This is a genomic window from Nocardiopsis sp. YSL2, from assembly GCF_030555055.1.
In the GTDB taxonomy this organism is placed as follows: domain Bacteria; phylum Actinomycetota; class Actinomycetes; order Streptosporangiales; family Streptosporangiaceae; genus Nocardiopsis.
The window spans coordinates 1,490,274-1,509,685 of sequence record NZ_JAMOAO010000001.1 but is presented as its reverse complement, the minus strand read 5'-3'; the positions used below and the strand labels follow the sequence as shown (position 1 = coordinate 1,509,685).

Below are 19,412 nucleotides of genomic sequence, written 5' to 3'. Positions count from 1 at the left end.
ACTTACGTACAATCGCTCGGTGAAGCGTATCGACCTGCACTCCCACAGTTCCGTCTCCGACGGGACCGATGCCCCCGCCGACGTCGTCGGCCACGCGGTCGCCGCGGGCCTGGACGTCCTCGCCCTGACCGACCACGACACCGTCGGGGGGATCAAGGAGGCCGCGGCCCACCTGCCCGCCGGTTTCACCCTCGTGCCCGGGATGGAGCTGTCCTGCGCCCACGCCGGGTCCAGCGTCCACCTGGTGTCCTACCTGTTCGACCCGGATCACCCCGGGCTGGCCGGGGAACTGACCCGGATCCGCTCCGACCGGGCCTCGCGCGCCCGAGAGATGGTGGACAAGCTCCGCGCCCTCGGGGTGGAGGTCACCTGGGAGCGGGTACTGCAGATCGCCGGCGCCGGGGACCAGGAGTACGCCGACGCCAACACGATCGGCCGTCCCCACCTGGCCCGCGCCGTGGTGGAGGCGGGCGCGGCCAAGGACGTGCAGGACGCGTTCGACCGGTGGATCGGCTCGGGTGGACCCGCCTACGCGGCGCGCTACGCGCTCGACCCGGTCCGGGCGGTGGAGCTGGTGCGGACGGCCGGCGGCGTGTGCTCCCTGGCCCACCCGGCGCGCGCGGAGGGCTCCCTCAACGGCGCCGTACCGGTCGATCTGGTCGAGCGGATGGTCGAGGCGGGGCTCGGGGCCATCGAGGCCGACCACCCCTCGCACAACCGCACCCAGACCAAGCAGTGGCGGGGCGTGGCCGGGGACCTGGGCGTGGCGGTCACCGGATCCAGCGACGACCACGGCAGCCTGACCGGGCGCCGGCTCGGCTGCCGGACCACCGCGGCGGAGGCCTTCGAGGAGCTGACCGCGCCCGCCACCGGGGCCGCCCTCCTGCACGGCTGACGCGGCGCCCGGCCGCGTCGTGACCGCGGCTCCTCCGGCGGTGCTTCGGCCGGCATTGGCCGAGCACTCCGGGAACGGTACGGTACGACCACAGTCGGCGTGCCGCCACAATGGTCGCAGTGCACCCATACCAGCTTGGACGAAAGGTCTGACACCGTGTTCTGGAAGCGGAAGTCGAAGAAGCAGGACGGCCAGGAGGCCACCGGTTCCGCTGCGGAGGGCGCGGTGGACACCCAGGAGGAGGTCGAGGAGGAGACCGGCTCCGAGGGGACCGGAGCCGCGGCCGACACGACCGCCGAGGGCGACAAGGGCACCAAGGCAGACAAGGCGGACGACTCCGGCGGCGCGGAGGAGTCCGACAAGACCGAGGACGCCCACGCCTCCGACGACACCGCCGAGGACTCCGAGGAGTCCGGGGGGACCGACGCTGACGAGGAGTCCGAGGACTCCGACGACGCGCCCGCCAAGGCGGCGGCGAGCGACGACCCGTTCGACGACGCGGGCCTGGCCGAGCCCGGCGTGACCGGACCCGACTCCTCGGGCATCACCCGGGTGCGCTCCGAGGGCGTCTTCGAGTTCGACGGCACCAAGCACGAGATCGTCAGCAACACCTGGATCGTGGACACCGGCGACGACGGCGTCATCGTCATCGACCCCGCCCACGACGCCGACGCCATCCTCAAGGCCGTCGGGGACCGCGAGATCTACCTCGTGGCCTGCACCAACGGCTACAGCCCCCACATCGAGTCGGCCATCAAGGTCGCCGAGGAGGGCGACGCCGACATCGCACTGCACCCGCGTGAGATGCGCATCTGGCGGCGCTTCCACGGCGCCGAGCACCGCCCCGAGATCGAGGTCGAGGGCGAGGGCTCCTTCGAGATCGGCGACGTGCGCGTGGACGTCATCGCCCTGCCCGGCACCTCTCCGGGCAGCGTCGGCTACTACATCAGCTCGCTCGGCGTGGTCTTCAGCGGCGACACCCTGCGCAAGGGCGAGCCCGGCAAGGTGGGCGACAGCGCCATCGACTACAGCAAGCAGCTCGCCTCCATCGGCGAGGCGCTGCTGTCCCTGCCCGGCGACACCCGCGTCCTGCCGGACCAGGGCCCGGCCACCACGGTCGCCGCCGAGAACGCCAACTTCGACTCCTGGGTCTGATCCGCGCCCGCACACCCGACGACGGCGCCGCCACTCGGATCGAGTGGCGGCGCCGTCGTGTCCACGCTCGCGGGGGCGGCCTCAGCGGCGGCCCACGGACTCCGTCTCGTTCCAGAACGAGGTGAGCGCGCTGGAGGTCGTCTCGGGGGCCTCCACGTTGGGGGAGTGCCCCGCGCCCGGCACCACCAGGCGCTTGGCGCCCAGCCGCTTGGCCATGGAGTCCTGCGTGTTCGGCGCCCAGGCGTCGTCGTTCTCGCCGTAGAGCACGAGGGTGGGCAGCCGCAGCGCGGCCAGCTCGGCGACGCGGTCGTCGGCTCCGAGCAGGTCCTCCGCGGTGTGGATGAGCCCCTGCGCGCTGCTCGACAGCAGCCGCGCGCGGAGGAACTCGCGGATCTCGGGGTCGGGGGTGCGGTCGTCGGCCACGGCCTCGAACCGCTCCGCCCACAGCTCTTCGAGCCGGCTGGACGTGGGGTCCATCGACAGCGCGGCGATGAGGTTGCGGGCGTTGACCGCGCCGGGCCCCTCCAGAGCGGCGGGGCCGCTGCACATCAGGGTGAGCGAGGCCAGCGCGGCGTTCTCGGACAGGGCCGTCTCGCGGACCACGAGCCCGCCGAAGGAATGGCCCACCAGGTGGACGGGACCGCCGTCGCCGACCTGGTCGACGACCTCGGCGACCACGGCGCCCAGGGAGGTCAGGCGGTAGTCGCGGCGCGGCGCGTCCGGGGCGGGGGCCAGGGTCTCGGGGCCGGGCGACTCGTAGGTGCCGGGCAGGTCGATGGCGACCACTTCCCGGCCCGCCTGGGCGAGGCTCTGCAGGAGGGCGATGAAGTCCTCCTTGCTGCCGGTGAAACCGTGCACCAGGACGGCGGGGGCCAACTCGATGCCCCCGGAGGTGGGCATCGCGCGCAGGGCGGCCACGGGACCGTGGGCCAGTGGCAGGTCCGTGCGCCGCACGCCCGGCGGCAGGGAAAGGAACTGAGGTGTACTCACGTCGGGCAACCCTAGGGCATCGTCGGCGGGCGATCCCCCACCTCCGCCGCCCGCCGGTCCGGTCGTCCCCGGCGTCCGTCGTGCTGGTCGCCGGGGCGGTCACGGGCGGCGGGACCGCGGGGACACGCGGTGCCCGCTCGTGTTCGGTCGGCCGGGGCGCCCGCCGGATGCAGGCGCCTCGGGGGTCAGGTGTTCTCGGGGTCCCGACGGGCGGCACCGCCACGGGTGCGGCGACGGCGGCGGACCCGGCGCGTGCCCTCCTCGGAGGGAGCGCTCTCGCGTGAGTCGCGGGCCGGCGCCGAGGACGCCTTCGGCGACGTGTCCGGAGCGGTCCGGTCGGCGGCGGCCTCGGAGCCGGTGCGCTCGCCACCGCGGGTACGGCGGCGGGAGCGGTTGCGGTTCCGGCCGCGGGAGCGCTCGCGCTCCTGGCCGCCGTCACGGTCGCGCTTGGCGCCGCGCGGTGCACCGGTGTCGCCGATGTCCTCGACCTCCTCGGCCTCCAGACCGGCGTGGGTGCGCTTGTCCATGGCGAGTCTGCCCTTGGTCCCCTTGGGGATCCGGAGCTCCTCGAAGAAGTGCGGCGAGGTGGAGTAGGTCTCCTCCGGCTCGGCGAACGGCAGGTCGAGGGCGCCGTTGATCAGCTTCCACCGCGGCATCTCCTGCCAGTCGACGAAAGTGACGGCGGTGCCGCTGCGGCCCGCCCGGCCGGTCCGGCCGATGCGGTGGGTGTAGGTCTTCTCGTCCTCGGGCGTCTCGTAGTTGACGACGTGCGTGACGTCGTCCACGTCGAGCCCGCGGGCGGCCACGTCCGTGGCGACCAGGATGTTGATCTTGCCGTTGCGGAAGGCCCGCAGGGCGCGCTCGCGCTGGCTCTGCCCGAGGTCGCCGTGGACGGCCGCGGCGGCGAAGCCGCGCTCCTTGAGGTCGCCGGCCACCCGGTCGCAGGCCCGCTTGGTCTGGCAGAACACCATGCTCTGGCCGTGCTCCTCGGACTGCAGCAGGCGCGAGAGCATCTCGATCTTGTCCATCTGGTGCGTGCGGAACGCGTGCTGCGTGATCTGCCCGGTGATGGCGGAACCGTCGATGTCGTCGTCGTCCCCGGCGCGCACGTGGGTGGGCTGCCGCAGGTACTTGCGCGAGAGCGAGACGATCTCGCTCGGCATCGTGGCCGAGAAGAGCATCACCTGGCGCTCCGCCGGGATCTTGGTGAGGATGCGCTCGATGTCGGGCAGGAAGCCCAGGTCGAGCATCTTGTCGGCCTCGTCCAGGACCACGGCCGACACCTCGCTCAGGCGCAGATGCTTCTGGTTCTCCAGGTCCAGCAGGCGGCCCGGGGTGCCGACGACGACGTCGACGCCCTCCTTGAGTCCGTTGATCTGCGGCTCGTAGGAACGGCCGCCGTAGACGGTGAGGATACGGGTGCCGCTGCGCTTGCTCGCGGTGGTCAGGTCCGCGGCGACCTGGATGGCCAGCTCACGGGTGGGGACCACGACGAGGGCGCGGGGGTGCTTGGGTGTGCCGGGTGCCGCCTGCGACCGCTGGAGCAGCGGGAGGCCGAAGGCCAGGGTCTTGCCGGTGCCGGTGCGCGCCTGCCCGATGATGTCGCTGCCGTGGAGCGCGATCGGGAGCGCGAGCTCCTGGATGGGGAAGGGTTCGACGATCCCCTCGGCCTCCAGGGCGTCGGCGAGTTCGGTGCTGACACCGAGGTCGCGGAACGTTGTGGTGGATGTCGTAGGAACTTCTGTGCTGGTCAGGGCTCAAGCCTCCATCTTGCGCGGGCCGGGCGTTGGCGTGGCCGCGGCGGGGTGCGGTCGCGAGCGGCTCCTGGCCGTCGCGGAGGGCGCGTCTCACCGACTGCCCGCTCCCTGCGGATCGTCTCGGTGGCGCTGCCGTCTGGACCGGCGCGGCGCGAGGGGTACTCGGCCGCGGATCGGGTCCATCCGCTGCTCTGTCGTGTGTGAGGGGACCGGTCACGGCGAGAGGGGTGGCGGTGTCCCCGCGGTCGCGGGGTGCCGGGCTCTCACGGTCTCGGCCGCCATACCCGATCCTGCTCCGCACACGCCGGTCATCACCGTGAGTCTAGCTGGTGATGCCTGGTGTGGACATAGCAGTTCATCGGGTTGTGGACGGCATGGATCTACCCGTTCCCAGACAGTGCAACCACCGCTCGGCGGCGAAAAGTCCCGCTCGGGCGCCCGGAAGACGCGTCCTTCGCGCCTTCCGGTGTGTCCGCTCGTTCCTCACGGACTCACCTCCAGGCCCTCCAGGATGCGTCGGCGCCCTCGCCGTGCTTTCTGTGGGCCGCCGCCCGGGCGCCCGGAAGAGGCGTCCTTCGCGCCTTCCGGTGTGTCCGCTCGTTCCTCACGGACTCACCTCCAGGCCCTCCAGGATGCGTCGGCGCCCTCGCCGTGCTTTCTGTGGGCCGCCGCCCGGGCGCCCGGAAGAGGCGTCCTTCGCGCCTTCCGGTGTGTCCGCTCGTTCCTCACGGACTCACCTCCAGGCCCTCCAGGATGCGTCGGCGCCCTCGCCGTGCCTTCTGTGGGCCGCCGCCCGGGCGCCCGGAAGAGGCGTCCTTCGCGCCTTCCGGTGTGTCCGCTCGTTCCCACGCCGTCGCCCGCCACCACCCTCAACGGACGCCTGCGGCGCAGCCCTTCCTCGCTCTGGCCCGATCGACCACCCTGTGGTGCTCGTGAGCGGGACCGCTTCGGCGCGGGCCTTCGAGACGGGTGTCGGCGCGTACGGGCTACCCTGTCGGGCATGACCACAGGCCACACCGCCCCTGCCGGCGTGATCGATCTGCTCGGGCTCCTCGCGTACGCGGAGCTCGGCTCCTTCTTCCGTCTCGCCGACGACGCGGGCCTGGCCCCGTCCCTGCGGAGCAAGGGCCAGCTGGCCGCGCTCGCGGCGACGGAGCAGGCCCACTACCAGGCCCTGCGCGACCGCCTGGCGGAGCTCGGTGTCGATCCGGAGGAGGCCATGGAGCCCTTCGTGGCGCCGCTGGACCTCTGGCACGAGCGGACCGAGCCGCAGAGCTGGCTGGAGAGCCTCGTCAAGACCTACGTCGGCGACGGGATCGCGGGTGACTTCTATCGCAAGGTCGCCGAGCTGGCGGACGAGGAGACGCGGATCCTGGTCGAGGGCGTGATGGCCGAGACCGGGCGGGCCGAGTTCGTCGCCGAGACGGTGCGCGGTGCCCTGGAGGAGGACCCCAAGCTGGCCGGACGCCTGTCGCTGTGGGCCCGCCGCCTGGTGGGCGAAGCGCTCAGCCAGGCGCAGGCCGTGGCGGTGAGCCGGCCGGAACTGGCGACGCTGCTGGCCGGGAAGGCACCGGAGGAGGGGCGGGAGAGCGCCGACGCCGCCGGGATCGGCGACCTGGCCGCGGTCAGCAGGATGTTCGCCTCACTCACGGACCGCCACGCCGCGCGGTTGAAGGCGATGGGTCTGGCGGAATAGCCCTCGACCGGGGCGGACCGGCCCACGGATCGGAACCGGCCCGGTGGGGCGATCCGTGTCAAGGCGAGGTCAAGTTCAACACTTTTGTGACGATTCATTGGTCAAGGCATCGTATAGTCGGTGACGATTCCCGTCTCCTGACCACGCGAGTAGGTACTTCCATGCCCCGTGGGACCTCCGTACGCCACCCGCTGGCCGGACTCACCCGTGACTTCCACCGGATCGGCCCGCTGAGCGGTTCGCTCGACCCCTGGATCGGTGCTGAGCTGGACCAGCACGCCGCCGACGTGTGCCAGGGCATCGTCTCCTCCGGGAGCGAGCTCAACGCGGACACGCTCGGAACGTACCTGCACGGATTCATCGACGGCTGCCTCGAGCGCGGTTGGGACTCCGCGGCGGTGGACTACGACTGGGAGACACTCCGGATTCTCGCGATCTGCCGCCTGGCCAAGGACCGGGGCTTCGTCCGCTAGGTTGGTGACGTCCGCGGGTCGGCCGTGACCCACGACGCGAGGTTCCTCGTGGTCGCCTGCCCTGTCGGTTCTCCGGCGAAACGTCGGCTCTGGGCGTACGCTGAACTTATCGGTGACGCCATTGACACCTCGACTGTTTGGTTCGTGCCCCGCGGAACGCGACCTGGGATTGACCGTGCCACGCCGGTTCTGAACGGACGTGCGCCGGAACTTGGCGAGCGGCCTGCGGAGCCGCGAGAAAGGAATGCGAATGAGGAGCGGTCGGCATGGGGCGGCTCGCCCACCGGTCGGCGTCCTGATCCAACAGGACCGAGTCGACTTCGCGCTTTTCGTACTGATCATCGTCGTCGCACTGGTGTCGATGGTGTTCACCGGGCCGGGAAGCATCGTCTTCTGGCTGGCCTTCATTCCGATCATCGCCACCGTGGTCCTGGCGTTCCGCCGGATCGAGCACCTCTCCCGCCTGGAGCTGAACGACTCGGAGTTCATGTAGCGGGCTCTTACACGACGAGGGCGGGGCCGTACGGCCCCGCCCTCCGTTCGTCCGCGGACGCGGTCCCGCGGCAGGTCGGCTACACCGGCGGCTGGCCGGGGGCCCGCGAGCGTGCCGCGGCCTTGGCGGCGTCCTCCTCGCGCCCCTGGCGCTCCGTGGCGGCACGACTCATGGCCGCCTCGCGGCCGGCCTGGTAGCTGCCCTCCTCCGTGATCTTCGAGGTCTCCCGCTCGGCCATGTCGAGCCACTGGGCCCAGCGGGACTGCATGGGCCGGATGAGCCCGCCGCCGACACCGACGACCAGGATGCCGCCGACGGTGGCCAGCACGGCGATGAGCACCGGCGTGGTCACGGTGGTGGCGACACCCATCTGGTTCAGCGCGGCGATGACACCCAGGGCCAGGATGGCGACAGCGGCCACGTTCGCCAGGATCCGCCCGTAGGACAGGGCGCCGAGGGCGCCGCTGACGATGTCGCGGACGGCCTTGGCGAGCATCGCGGTCACCACGACGATCACCAGCGCGACGATGCCGCGCGGAATCCAGGCGATGACCTCGCTGAGCAGCTGGCTGACCGGGTTCGGTCCGAAGACGTTGAACGCGAGCGTGAACACGAACAACAGTCCGACGTAGTAGATGATCTTTCCGCACAGCTCGCTGGCGCCCCACCGGCTGCGCTCGAAGTACTCGCCCACACCACCGCGGTGCAGAGCACGGTCCAGTCCGACGCGGTGCAGGCCCTTGCCGACCCCCTTGCCCACGAACCAGGCGATGATCCATCCGAGAACCAGGATCACCAGGAATCCGAGCAGCAGCGGCGCGAAGCTCGCGACCGCCTCCCAGGCCGTCGTCAGGCCCTGACCGATGTCCATAACGTCTTCACCCCCGAATCGCTTGTTCCGACAGGGCGCTGAATGCCCCCCATGCGGATACGCGAGGAGAAGTGCCGTACTTCTCAATCCGGCGATACCCGTCGAACGAGGATCGAACCTTTTGTTGCCCTTGTGTTGTGCGTATTGCGTTTAATTTAATCAACCATGACAAAACCGTGGGGGAATGTCGTTTCGCATTCGGGGACAATACTCCCGGGACGACTGGTTCCGCCACACACGGGGACCCCCGGGCGCTTCGGCGCCCGGGGGTCCCCGTTCGTTCCGTACCGCGAGGGCGAGTCACCGCCACCCGCGTCCTAGGAGCCCTGCTCCTCGCTCGTGCGCTGCAGGTCCCAACCACTGATGCCGCGCCAGGCCAGGCGGGCGACCAGCGTCTCGGCGGCCTCCTTCGGTATGGCGCCGTAGTTGTTGAGCCAGTAGCGGGCGCTGGTCTCGGCCATGCCGACCAGCCCGATGCTCAGCAGGTGCGCCTCCTCGTCGGAGATGCTCGTGTCCTGTCGGATCACGTCGCCGATCAGCTCCGCGCAGCGCTGGAAGGTGTGCTCGCTCTTCTCCCGCACCGCGGGCAGGTTGCGCAGGTCCGACTCGAACACGAGCCGGAAGGCCTCGCCGTCACCGGCCACGAAGTCGAAGTAGGCGCGAAAGCTCGCGATCACCCGCTGGCGGTTGTCGTCGGTGCTCTCCAACGCCTCCCGCTGCTTTTGGACCAGCTCCTCGGAGTGCTCCTCCAACAGCGCGAGGTAGAGCTCCAGCTTGCCTGGGAAGTGCTGGTACAGAACGGGCTTGCTGACCCCGGCGCGGTCGGCGATCTCGTCCATCGCGGCCGCGTGGTAACCGCGGGCGACGAAGACCTCCTGAGCTGCGGCCAGGAGCTGGCGGCGGCGCCTGACCCGGGGCAAGCGGGTGCCCCGGGCGCGGGCGTCTGAAGGAGCTGTCACACCCACACCCTCCGAACTCGGCATGGCAGATGCGCGCCATCTCCGAACATCTGCGTGGCTAGCGCTGTGCCGACGCGGCTCGGTTCGGCCCGCCGTCCCACAGCCTTTCTGCCATCTTACTCCTGCGTAGGTTCGGAGTGGGCAGGACGAAGCCGGTCCCGGGCCGCGCGGACCGGGACCGGGTCAGCGGTGCTCGTCCTCGTCGTCGGTGCCCGCCTCGCGCGCCTGCTCCACGACGTCGGCCTCGGAGGCCTCCGCGGTGGCGCTCTCCGCGGCCGCGGCCATCCAGTCGTCGTCGCCCCCGTCGGCGGAGGCGCGCTGCTCGGCGGCGTCGGCCTCGGGGACCTCGGGGTCGTCGTTCCCGCCGCTCGTCCTGCCGCGCCGTTCGTTCTGTGCCACGGTGGCCTCCCCACGTCGTCGCTGAGCGTACGAACGACACTACCCGGCCGTGCGGCGGCGTTCGGGGAGAGCGCGCGGGAACGAACCCGCAGGCCCTGACGTGCGGGGCCGCGAGCGCGCGGTGTGACGGGCACGGTGTGCCGCGGGTCTCCCCGGGGTGGGAATGCAATACCCCACCCGTTAGGTTGGGTATCAGTGAAAGCACGCTTCGCGCCCCGGCCCCTCGCCCGGAGACGCCTCCGGGACGGACGGGGCGGAGCACCGTGAGACAGAGATGAGGAGTCACCGTGTCGCTGCCGCCGCTGGTGGAACCAGCCGACGAGCTGACCGTGGACGAGGTGCGCCGCTACTCGCGACACCTGATCATCCCCGACGTGGGCATGGACGGCCAGAAGCGCCTGAAGAACGCGAAGGTGCTGGTCGTCGGCGCGGGCGGCCTGGGCTCCCCGGCGCTGCTCTACCTCGCCGCCGCGGGTGTGGGCACGCTCGGCATCATCGACTTCGACGTCGTGGACGAGTCCAACCTCCAGCGCCAGATCATCCACGGCCAGAGTGACGTGGGCCGGCCCAAGGCCGAGTCCGCCCGGGACAGCATCAAGGAGGTGAACCCCAACACGGAGGTGATCCTGCACCAGGACCGGCTGGAGTCGGACAACGCGTTGGAGATCTTCGCCGACTACGACCTGATCCTGGACGGCACCGACAACTTCGCGACCCGCTACCTGGTCAACGACGCCGCCGTGCTGCTGAACAAGCCGTACGTGTGGGGTTCGATCTACCGCTTCGACGGACAGGTCAGCGTCTTCTGGAACGAGTACGGGCCGCAGTACCGCGACCTGTACCCCGAGCCGCCGCCGCCCGGGATGGTCCCCTCCTGCGCCGAGGGCGGCGTGCTGGGTGTGCTGTGCGCCTCCATCGGGTCGGTCATGGTGAACGAGGCCATCAAGCTGATCACCGGCATCGGTGACCCGCTGGTCGGCCGCCTGCTCATCTTCGACGCCCTGGAGATGACCTGGCGCGAGGTCAAGGTCCGCAAGGACCCCGACACCGAGCCGGTCACCGAGCTCATCGACTACGAGGCCTTCTGCGGGGCCGTGTCGGAGGAGGCCACCGAGGCCGCCGCCGGTTCCACGATCACCGCGGGCGAGCTCAAGGACCTGCTCGACAACAAGCCCGACGACGTCTTCCTCGTGGACGTGCGCGAGAAGAACGAGTGGGAGATCGTCAACATCCCGGGCGCGGTGCTCATCCCCAAGGGTGAGTTCCTCAACGGCAAGGCGCTGGAGCAGCTGCCGCAGGACAAGCGCATCGTCCTGCACTGCAAGTCCGGCGTGCGCTCGGCCGAGGCGCTGGCGGCCGTGCACGCCGCCGGGTTCGCCGACGCCGTGCACGTGGGCGGCGGCGTCCTCGCCTGGATCAACCAGGTGGACCCGAGCCTGCCCGTCTACTAGACGAGCGCCCGGGGACCCGGTTCCCGCGACGGCGCCGGAGTCAGACGACTCCGGCGCCGTTTCGCGTCCGAGTGGGTACAAGTCCTGACAGAGGCCGTGGAGCCGATGTCCGGTCGCGGCCCGCTGCTGGGAGGTGGCGTTATGCGTGAGGAAGCACGCTGGACGGATCTGGCGCTGGTCGTCGTGGGGCTCGCACTGGCCCTGAGCTACCTGTGGCACGGGATGCTCGGCTTCGGCGGAGGCTCGATGCTGGTGCTCGGAGTGGCCGCCATCGTGGCCGCGATCCTGTCGCTCACCAGGCCCGGGGCCGTGTCGAGCGAGATCGCCGCGGTCGTCATCGGGACCCTGGCCTTCATCCTGCCGTGGGCGGTGGGGTTCACCCACGAGCCCGTGGCCGCCTGGACGGCATGGATCCTCGGCGCGGCCATCGCCGGAGTGGGCGTGTACGGCCTGGTCATGGCCGCCCGGGCCCGCCGCCGCGACCCCGAGCTGGCCTGGACCCAGCACGTCACCCAGATGTAGGGCTCGGGCGCCTGGAAGACGGGGCCTCCGCTCTGTGTTTTCTTGGGGCCTCCGCTCGTTCCTCGCTTCGGCCCGTGCTCGGGGCGCTGGGAGGCCAGTGTTCTTCGTCGTCGACTTGCCTGGCTCGCAGGCTCGCTGGCGGCCCCGTCTCCTCCTGCAGAACACTGGCGCGCCCCGAGCCGACCCCCCTGGGGTCGAGGCGGATTGAGCGGCCTTCCTTTCACCCCCTGGGGTTCACGCAGGGCTGTGTGTGCACCTTCAACCCCCTGTGGGTGCAGGTGGTGGCGCGCCCCGAGCCAACCCCCAGTGGTCCCGCACGCAGGACACCCCACGAGGGGACCATCATGGCCACGCACCCGCCCCTGGGCCGACCTCAACCCCCGGGGGGTCGGGCGTACACAGATCAGCCCACCTCAACCCCAGGGGGGTAGACGCCAGCGGTTGCGCTCACGGCCACCCCAGGGGGGTTGATCCGGGCCAAAGCGAGGAACGAGCGGAGGCCCAAAGAAAACACAGGGGTGAGGGGCGCGCCGGAGCCTGCAGGAGGAGCCAAGCCGGAGCGAGGAACGAGCGCAGGCGCAGGCGACGACGAAGGACCCGGCGTGAAGCGCCCCGAACCCACCCCGAACCCACCCCCAACCCACCCCGGGCACATAGGCTGCGGGCTGTGACAGACGCAGCCGAACGCATGGTGGCGGCCGGGGAGGCCGGACCGGACGAGTACTCCGAGGAGGTCCTCGCCGTGGTCGAGGACATTCCGTCCGGGCGCGTGATGAGCTACGGCGACATCGCCGAGTACGTGGGCCGGGGCGGCCCGCGCCAGGTCGGCACCGTGATGTCCACCTGGGGCGGGGGAGTCCCCTGGTGGCGGGTGGTGCGCTCCGACGGGCGACCGCCTTCCGGCCACGAGGTCCGGGCGCTGCCCCACTACGCCGCCGAGGGCACCCCGATGCGCTCCGGCGGCGACCGCGTGGACATGCGCCGGGCCCGATGGGACGGGCACTCACGGGGCTGAGGGGCACCCGGCAGCGTCCCGGTGCGTCCGGGATGGTCGCCGTCCTCTGGTGAACTGGGGGCGTGGAACATCCCAGCTACCGACTCGTCCGGCGCGCCCACCAGGTGCAGCCGCCACCCGTGCTGGACGTCAACCAGCAACGCGTGGTCGACCACGAGGGCGGTCCGCTCCTGGTTCTGGCCGGACCCGGGACCGGTAAGACCACCACCATCGTCGAGGCGGTCGTGGACCGCGTGGACTGGCGCGGCGCGGACCCGTCGCGGGTCCTCGTGCTGACCTTCAGCCGCAAGGCCGCCCAGGAGCTGCGCGAGCGCATCACCGCCCGGCTGCGCCGCACCACGCGCGAACCGCTCGCCCTGACCTTCCACAGCTACGCCTACTCCCTCATCCGCCGCGAGTTCCAGCGCATGGGCGACCTGCCGCCCCGACTGCTGTCCGGCCCCGAGCAGCTGATGGAGGTGCGCGAGCTCCTCACCGGGGAGTTCGGCGACGGCGCCGACGACTGGCCCGAGCGCCTGCGCCCGGCCCTGGAGACCCGCGGCTTCGCCGAGGAACTGCGCGACTTCCTCATGCGGGCGCAGGAACGCGGGCTCGGCCCGGCCGAACTCGACCGGCTCGGCCGCGAGCGCGACCGCGACGACTGGACGGCGGCCGCCGGTTTCCTGGACCGCTACACCGGGCGGTTCGACATCGCGCCCGTACCCACGCTCAACTACGCCGAACTCGTGCGGGTCGCCGCGAACATGCTCGCCGACCCCGGGGTGCGGGCCCGCGAGCGCGCCGCCCACGAGATCGTCTTCGTCGACGAGTACCAGGACACCGACCCCGCCCAGGAGGAACTCCTGCGCGCCCTGGCCGGGGACGGCCGGGACCTCATCGCCGTCGGCGACCCCGACCAGTCCATCTACGCCTTCCGCGGCGCCGAGGTCGGCAACATCCTCGACTTCCCGCACCGCTTCCCCACCCGGGAGCGCGACCCCGCACCGGTGGTGGCCCTGCGCACCTGCCGCCGAAGCGGCGCCGGGCTGTTGGCCGCCTCGCGCGCCCTCACCCGCCGCCTGCCCGCCGTCCCCTCTCCCGGCGGACACGTCAACGAGCACCGGGACCTGGAACCCGCCGACGGCGTACCCGAAGGCGAAGTGCGCGTCATGCTGGCGGAGAGCACCACCCAGGAGGCCGCGGTCATCGCCGACACCCTGCGCCGCGCCCACCTGGTCGACGGCGTGCCGTGGTCGGACATGGCCGTCCTGGTGCGCTCCTCCGCCCGCCAGCTGCCGGTCCTGCGCCGCGCGCTGACCGCCGCCTCGGTCCCCGTGGTCGTGGGCTCGGACGACATCCCGGTGGCCGCCGAGCCCCTCGTACGGCCCATGCTCGCCCTCATCCGCTACGGCCTGGCCCCCGACCGGCTCGACGACGAGGCCGCCCGCGACCTGCTCACCAGCCCCTTCGGCGAGGCGGACTCGGTGCGCCTGCGCCGCCTGCTGCGCGCCCTGCGCCGCCTGGACCTGGACCGTGCCCGCGAGGGCGACGGCGGCTACCGGCCCTCCTCCGAACTGCTCGTGGACGCCCTGCGCGACCCCCGCGAGCTGGCCCTGGTCGATCCCGAGGTCGCCGCGCCCGCCACCCGGGTGGCCGCCGCGCTGCGTACCGTGCGCACCCTCGCCGCCCGGGGCGCCGACGCCGAACAGGTCCTGTGGGAGCTGTGGCGCGACAGCGGGCTGTCCGACCGCCTGCTGCGCGCCAGTCTGGCCGGGGGCCGCCGGGGCGCCGTCGCCGACCGCGACCTCGACGCCGTGGTCGCGCTCTTCGAGAGCGCCGCCCGCTACTGCGACCGCCTGCCGCCCGGAGCGCCCGCCGGCTTCCTGGAGGACCTGGCCGCCCAGGAGATCCCCGGCGACAGCCTCGCCGAGCGCGCGCCCGAGGGCGAGGCGGTGCGCATCCTCACCGCGCACCGCTCCAAGGGCCTGGAGTGGGACCTGGTGGTCGTCGCCGGCGTCCAGGAGGGGGAGTGGCCCGACCTGCGGTTGCGCGGCTCCCTGCTCGGCGTCGAGGAACTCGTCGACGCCGACGTGCACGCCGCCGACTCCTCCGGGGCGGCGCTCGCCTCCAAGCTCCTGGACGAGGAGCGCCGACTGTTCTACGTGGCCCTCACCCGGGCCCGCCGCACGCTCGTGGTCACCGCCGTGGGCGGCGAGGACACCGACGAGCGCCCCTCCCGCTTCCTGGCGGAGATGGGCACGGGCGACCCCGAGCCGGTCAACACCGGCCGCCGCTGGCTGTCCCTTCCCGCGCTCGTGGCCGACCTGCGCTCGGTGGTCACCGACCTCTCGGCGCCCGAGCCCCTGCGGGAGGCGGCCGCCGCGCACCTGGCCCGCCTGGCCGAGGAGGGCGTGCGCGGTGCCGACCCCTCCGAGTGGTACGCGCTGACCCCCTTCACCGACGAGCGCCCCCTGGCGGGGGAGGACGCGCGCGTACGGGTCTCGCCCTCCCAGGTGGACAGCTTCACCAACTGCCAGCTGCGCTGGTTGCTGGAGCGCGCCGCGGGCGCCTCCTCCGGCGACTCCGCCTCCGCCCTGGGCACGGTCGTGCACGCCGTGGCAGTTCTCGTCGCGCAGGGCAGCAGCGCCGACGAGATCGGCGAGCGCATGGACGAGATCTGGTCCGACCTGGACTTCGGCGGGCCCTGGCAGTCCCACAAGCAGCGCGAGCGCGCCGACGAGATGGTCCGCAAGCTCGTCGCCTGGGACGCCGCCAACGACCGCGAACTCGTCGTGACCGAGGAGGGCTTCAAGGTCGACGTCGGCGGGATCGAGATCACCGGCCGGGTCGACCGCCTCGAACGCGACGACCAGGGCCGCGCCGTGGTCGTGGACATCAAGACCGGCGCCGCCAAGGCGGACGACCTGGAGCGCCACCCCCAGCTCGGGGTGTACCAGATGGCCGTGCTCAAGGGCGCCTTCGCCAAGCTCGGCCTCACCGAGCCCGGCGGTGCCTCGCTCGTCCAGGTCGGCGAGAAGATCAAGGCGGCGCGGGAACAGCCCCAACCGCCCCTGGGGGAGGACCCCGACCCCGGGTGGGCCCAGGACCTGGTGCGCGAGGTCGCCACCGGTATGGGAGGCTCCCGCTTCACCGCCACCCGCAACAAGGGCTGCAGGTCGTGCGCCGTGCGCGCCTGCTGCCCGGTCCAGGACGAGGGCCGACATGTCTGAACCACGCACGGAGGAGGCCGCCGACCGGCCGCCCCTGCCCCGCTTCTCCCCGCCCGAGCTGGCCCGCCTGCTCGGCCAGCCGGAACCGACCGCGGAACAGGCCGAGGTGATCTCCGCGCCCCTGGAACCCGGGGTGGTCATCGCCGGCGCCGGTTCCGGCAAGAGCGAGACGATGGCCTCGCGCGTGGTCTGGCTGGTCGCCAACGGCCTGGTCCGCCCCGAACACGTGCTCGGCCTGACCTTCACGCGCAAGGCCACCGCCGAGCTCGCCGAACGCGTCCGCAAGCGCCTGGAGCAGCTCCGCGCCACCGAGCAGTTCCCCGAGGAACTGCTGGACGGCGAGCCCACGGTGTCCACCTACAACGCCTACGCCGGGCGCATCGTCGCCGACCACGCCCTGCGCGAGGCGGTCGAGCCCACCGCCCGCCTGCTCAGCGAGGGCCAGTCGTGGCAGATCGCCGCCCGCGTGGTCGGCGAGTACGACGGGCCCATGGACCTCATCACCGTGGGGGCCGACACCGTCACCCAGAGGGTGCTCCACCTGTCGGGCGAGATCGCCGACCACCTCACCACCACCGACCAGGTGCGCGGCGTCGGCCGCTGGATCCAGTCGGGCGTGGACGCGCTGCCCAAGAAGCCCACGGCGCCCACCCGCGACCTCGTCCAGGCGCAGTTGCGCCGCGAGCAGCTCCTGCCGCTCGTGGAGCGCTACAACCACGCCAAGCACGTGCGCGAGGCGATGGACTTCGGCGACCAGATGGCGCTGGCCGCGCGCATCGCCGAGCACCACCCCGAGGTCGGGCTCATCGAGCGCGGGCGGTACCGCGTGGTGCTCCTGGACGAGTACCAGGACACCAGCCACGCCCAGCTGGTCCTGCTGCGGTCGCTGTTCGGCGACGGCCACGCGGTCACGGCGGTCGGCGACCCCTGCCAGTCCATCTACGGGTGGCGCGGCGCCATCGCGGCGAACCTCACCCGCTTCCCCACCGACTTCCCGGCCGGCCCCGGCCGACCCGCGCCGGTCCGCCGCCTGTCCACCAGCTTCCGCAACGGCGAGCGCATCCTCGGAGTCGCCGCCCGCATCGCCGAGCCGCTGCGGGCCGAGGCCCGTGACGTGCCCGTCCTGCACCCCGGCCCGGCCAGGCGCGGCCGGGGCACCACCGTCACCGCGCTGTTCCACACCGAGTCCGAGGAGGCCGCCTGGATCGCCGACCAGGTGTACAGCCTCGTGCACGCCGAACCCGGCGAGCCCGGCAGCGCCCACACGGCGCCGGACTTCCTCGCCTGGCCCGAGGGGGAGACCGGCGGCGCGGAGGACGGCGGCACCAGCCCCGGCGACATCGCGATCCTGTGCCGCAAGCGGGCGCAGTTCCCGCCGCTGCGCGAGGCCCTGGAGGCACTGGACATCCCGGTGGAGGTCGTGGGCCTGGGCGGCCTCATGCTCGTGCCCGAGGTCCGCGACATCATCGCCACGCTGCGCGTGGTCCACGACGCCTCCGCGGGCAACGAGCTGGCACGCCTGCTGACCGGGCCCCGGTGGCGGATGGGACCGCGCGACCTGGCCGCCCTGGGGGCGCGCGCGGCCGAGCTGGCCCGGCACACCCGCCGCGACCTCATTGACGCAACCGCGCCGGACGCGTCCGTTGAGGGCGGCCCCGGCGAGGACCTGCTGCGCCGGACCGTCCTGGACCTGACCGCCGAGAGCGGCAGCCTCGTCGACGCCGTGGACGACCCGGGCCCCGCCGAGAACTACTCGGCGACCGCCTACGAGCGGCTCGGGCTGCTGGCCGACGAGCTGCGGTCCCTGCGCAAGCTCGTCGGCCAGCCGCTGCCCGACCTGGTCACCGAGATCGAGCGGATGCTGGGCCTGGACATCGAGGTGGGGGCGCGTTCCGGGCGCGACCCGCTCTCGGCGCGGGCCGACCTGGACGCGTTCGTCGACCACGCCGTCCGGTTCGTCGGCAACAGCGAGGACCCCACGCTCGGCAGCTTCCTCAGCTACCTCAACGCGGCCGAGGAGAACGAGAGCGGACTGGCGCCGGGCGAGCGGGTCGGCGGCTCCGACAGCGTCAAACTCATGACGATGCACGGCGCCAAGGGCCTGCAGTGGCCGGTCGTCGTGGTGCCGGGGGTGAGCGCGGGAAAGACGGCGCCGCTGTTCCCCGCCAAGGCCCGCGACTCGCTCGCCTGGGTCAAGGCCGACCGTCTGCTGCCCTACCCGCTGCGCGGCGACCGCGCGAGCCTGCCGGTCCTGCGCGGGGTCGGCAAGGACGACATCGCGGCGTTCAAGGCGGAGGAGGAGGCCCGCCACCGCATGGAGGAGCGGCGGCTGGCCTACGTCGCCGTCACCCGGGCGTCGTTCGCCCTGGTGTGCACAGGGCACTGGTGGGGCCGTACCGGCACGACGCCCCGCGGCCCCTCCGAGTTCCTGGAGGAGGTCAGACGGGCGTGCGAGGAGGGGTCCGGCACCGTGGCGCGCTGGGACCCGCCACCGGACCCCGAGACGACCAACCCGCACGAGGAGGAGGACGACTCCGCCGTGTGGCCGCCGGAGGAGCCCGCGGCCGCGGACACGCCCGGGGCCGTCGGCGACGGGACGGACGGCCCGGAGCGGGCCCCCGACCCGCGTGCGAACCGCCGGGCGCAGATCGCCGCGGGCGCCGCCCTGGTCGAGAGGGCGCGGGCCCACCTCCTGGCGGGGGAGCAGGAGGTGGGCGCACCGGCCCCGGCCGGCCTGCGCCGCCGCCTCCAGGGATGGGAGCGCGACACCGAACTCCTGCTGGCGCACCGCCACCAGGAGGCGTCCGGCCCCGGGCAGGGGCCGGTCCAGGTCGAATTGCCCGCGCACCTGTCGGTGTCGTCGATGGTGTGGCTGGCACGCGACCCGGAGGCGCTCGCCCGCCAGATCCGGCGCCCGCTGCCGCGTCCGCCCGCCCCGCACACCCGCCGGGGCACCGCCTTCCACACGTGGCTGGAGCAGCGCTTCGGCCACGAGGCCACGCTCCTCGACGAGCTCCCCGGCGCCGCGGACGAGACCGCGGGACAGGACGAGGACCTCGCCGAGCTGCAGCGGCGCTTCGAGGAGAGCGAATGGGGCGCGCGGATCCCCGTCGAGGTGGAGGTGCCCTTCGAGACGGTCATCGGCGACCGCCTCATCCGCGGCCGGATGGACGCGGTCTTCCACGACACCGAGACCGGCGCCTACGACGTCGTCGACTGGAAGACCGGGCGCCCGCCCGGCAACGACGCCGAGCGCCGGGCGGTGGGCGTTCAGCTCGCCGCCTACCGGCTGGCCTGGTCGGACCTGGCCGGGGTCGGCCTGGAGGACGTGCGCGCCGCCTTCCACTACGTCAGTGCCGGGGAGACCGTGCGCCCGGCGGACCTGCTGGACGCCGACGGCCTGGCCGCGCTCATCGCGGCCGTCCCCGAACCCGGCTGAGGCCGCCGCCGACCGTGGCCCGCTCTTCGCGTGGCGCCCCCGGGCGGTGGTGGGCGACGGGTGGGCTGTTGCGCCGGAGGCGTCCGTT

15 protein-coding genes are annotated in these 19,412 nt (G+C 72.6%); 10 read left to right on the top strand and 5 right to left on the bottom strand.

The annotated features are described in order from the left end of the window. The first annotated feature begins 19 nt into the window (after positions 1 to 19). Both M1P99_RS06465 and M1P99_RS06460 read left to right on the top strand, forming a co-directional pair. A complete protein-coding gene (locus M1P99_RS06465) occupies positions 20 to 895 on the top strand; it encodes a PHP domain-containing protein (RefSeq protein ID WP_304451751.1) in 876 nt (291 codons plus the stop codon). A 156-nt stretch (positions 896 to 1,051) separates the two neighbouring features. Further along, positions 1,052 to 2,050 carry an MBL fold metallo-hydrolase gene (locus M1P99_RS06460; RefSeq protein ID WP_304455598.1) on the top strand — a complete coding sequence of 333 codons (999 nt, stop codon included), beginning with the start codon at positions 1,052 to 1,054 and terminating at the stop codon, positions 2,048 to 2,050. 81 nt (positions 2,051 to 2,131) lie between these two features. On the opposite strand, the gene M1P99_RS06455 is transcribed toward M1P99_RS06460, so the two are convergent. Beyond that, the gene (locus M1P99_RS06455; protein ID WP_304451750.1) at positions 2,132 to 3,040 is read right to left on the bottom strand and encodes an alpha/beta fold hydrolase; all 909 of its coding nucleotides are present in this window, start codon (positions 3,038 to 3,040) and stop codon (positions 2,132 to 2,134) included. Positions 3,041 to 3,225: 185 nt separating this feature from the next. Then, positions 3,226 to 4,716: a DEAD/DEAH box helicase gene (locus tag M1P99_RS06450; protein WP_304455597.1), complete on the bottom strand. Its 1,491-nt coding sequence runs from the start codon at positions 4,714 to 4,716 to the stop codon at positions 3,226 to 3,228. A gap of 1,081 nt (positions 4,717 to 5,797) precedes the next feature. On the opposite strand from M1P99_RS06450, the gene M1P99_RS06445 reads away from it, so the two are divergent. The 3 genes from M1P99_RS06445 to M1P99_RS06435 all read left to right on the top strand — a co-directional run bounded on the left by M1P99_RS06445 (position 5,798) and on the right by M1P99_RS06435 (position 7,459). Beyond that, positions 5,798 to 6,493, top strand: coding sequence for a ferritin-like fold-containing protein (locus M1P99_RS06445; RefSeq protein WP_304451749.1), 696 nt, complete (start codon positions 5,798 to 5,800; stop codon positions 6,491 to 6,493). 161 nt (positions 6,494 to 6,654) lie between these two features. Then, complete coding sequence (locus tag M1P99_RS06440; protein ID WP_304451748.1) at positions 6,655 to 6,966, top strand: DUF6401 family natural product biosynthesis protein; 312 nt, start codon at positions 6,655 to 6,657, stop codon at positions 6,964 to 6,966. A 250-nt stretch (positions 6,967 to 7,216) separates the two neighbouring features. Continuing rightward, positions 7,217 to 7,459, top strand: coding sequence for a hypothetical protein (locus M1P99_RS06435; protein ID WP_121180647.1), 243 nt, complete (start codon positions 7,217 to 7,219; stop codon positions 7,457 to 7,459). 79 nt (positions 7,460 to 7,538) lie between these two features. Here M1P99_RS06435 and M1P99_RS06430 read toward each other — a convergent pair whose 3' ends face one another. The 3 genes from M1P99_RS06430 to M1P99_RS06420 form a co-directional block, all read right to left on the bottom strand. Beyond that, positions 7,539 to 8,330 carry a hypothetical protein gene (locus tag M1P99_RS06430; protein ID WP_304451747.1) on the bottom strand — a complete coding sequence of 264 codons (792 nt, stop codon included), beginning with the start codon at positions 8,328 to 8,330 and terminating at the stop codon, positions 7,539 to 7,541. A 317-nt stretch (positions 8,331 to 8,647) separates the two neighbouring features. Next, positions 8,648 to 9,289 (bottom strand): TetR/AcrR family transcriptional regulator, encoded by a 642-nt coding sequence (locus M1P99_RS06425; RefSeq protein WP_304451746.1) that lies wholly within the window; start codon positions 9,287 to 9,289, stop codon positions 8,648 to 8,650. A gap of 183 nt (positions 9,290 to 9,472) precedes the next feature. Then, a complete protein-coding gene (locus M1P99_RS06420) occupies positions 9,473 to 9,688 on the bottom strand; it encodes a hypothetical protein (protein WP_304451745.1) in 216 nt (71 codons plus the stop codon). Between the two features lie 287 nt (positions 9,689 to 9,975). Here M1P99_RS06420 and moeZ point away from each other — a divergent pair, with 287 nt between their 5' ends. The 5 genes from moeZ to M1P99_RS06395 all read left to right on the top strand — a co-directional run bounded on the left by moeZ (position 9,976) and on the right by M1P99_RS06395 (position 19,324). Continuing rightward, the gene (gene moeZ / locus M1P99_RS06415; RefSeq protein WP_304451744.1) at positions 9,976 to 11,139 is read left to right on the top strand and encodes an adenylyltransferase/sulfurtransferase MoeZ; all 1,164 of its coding nucleotides are present in this window, start codon (positions 9,976 to 9,978) and stop codon (positions 11,137 to 11,139) included. Between the two features lie 141 nt (positions 11,140 to 11,280). Continuing rightward, positions 11,281 to 11,661, top strand: coding sequence for an SPW repeat protein (locus tag M1P99_RS06410; RefSeq protein WP_304451743.1), 381 nt, complete (start codon positions 11,281 to 11,283; stop codon positions 11,659 to 11,661). Positions 11,662 to 12,349: 688 nt separating this feature from the next. Then, positions 12,350 to 12,676 carry an MGMT family protein gene (locus M1P99_RS06405; protein ID WP_304455596.1) on the top strand — a complete coding sequence of 109 codons (327 nt, stop codon included), beginning with the start codon at positions 12,350 to 12,352 and terminating at the stop codon, positions 12,674 to 12,676. A gap of 62 nt (positions 12,677 to 12,738) precedes the next feature. Further along, entirely contained in the window at positions 12,739 to 15,885 is a 3,147-nt protein-coding gene (locus tag M1P99_RS06400; RefSeq protein ID WP_304451742.1) for an ATP-dependent DNA helicase, read from the top strand. Further along, a complete protein-coding gene (locus M1P99_RS06395) occupies positions 15,878 to 19,324 on the top strand; it encodes an ATP-dependent DNA helicase (protein ID WP_304451741.1) in 3,447 nt (1,148 codons plus the stop codon). The genes M1P99_RS06400 and M1P99_RS06395 overlap by 8 nt, the downstream gene beginning before the upstream one ends. Positions 19,325 to 19,412 lie beyond the last annotated feature (88 nt).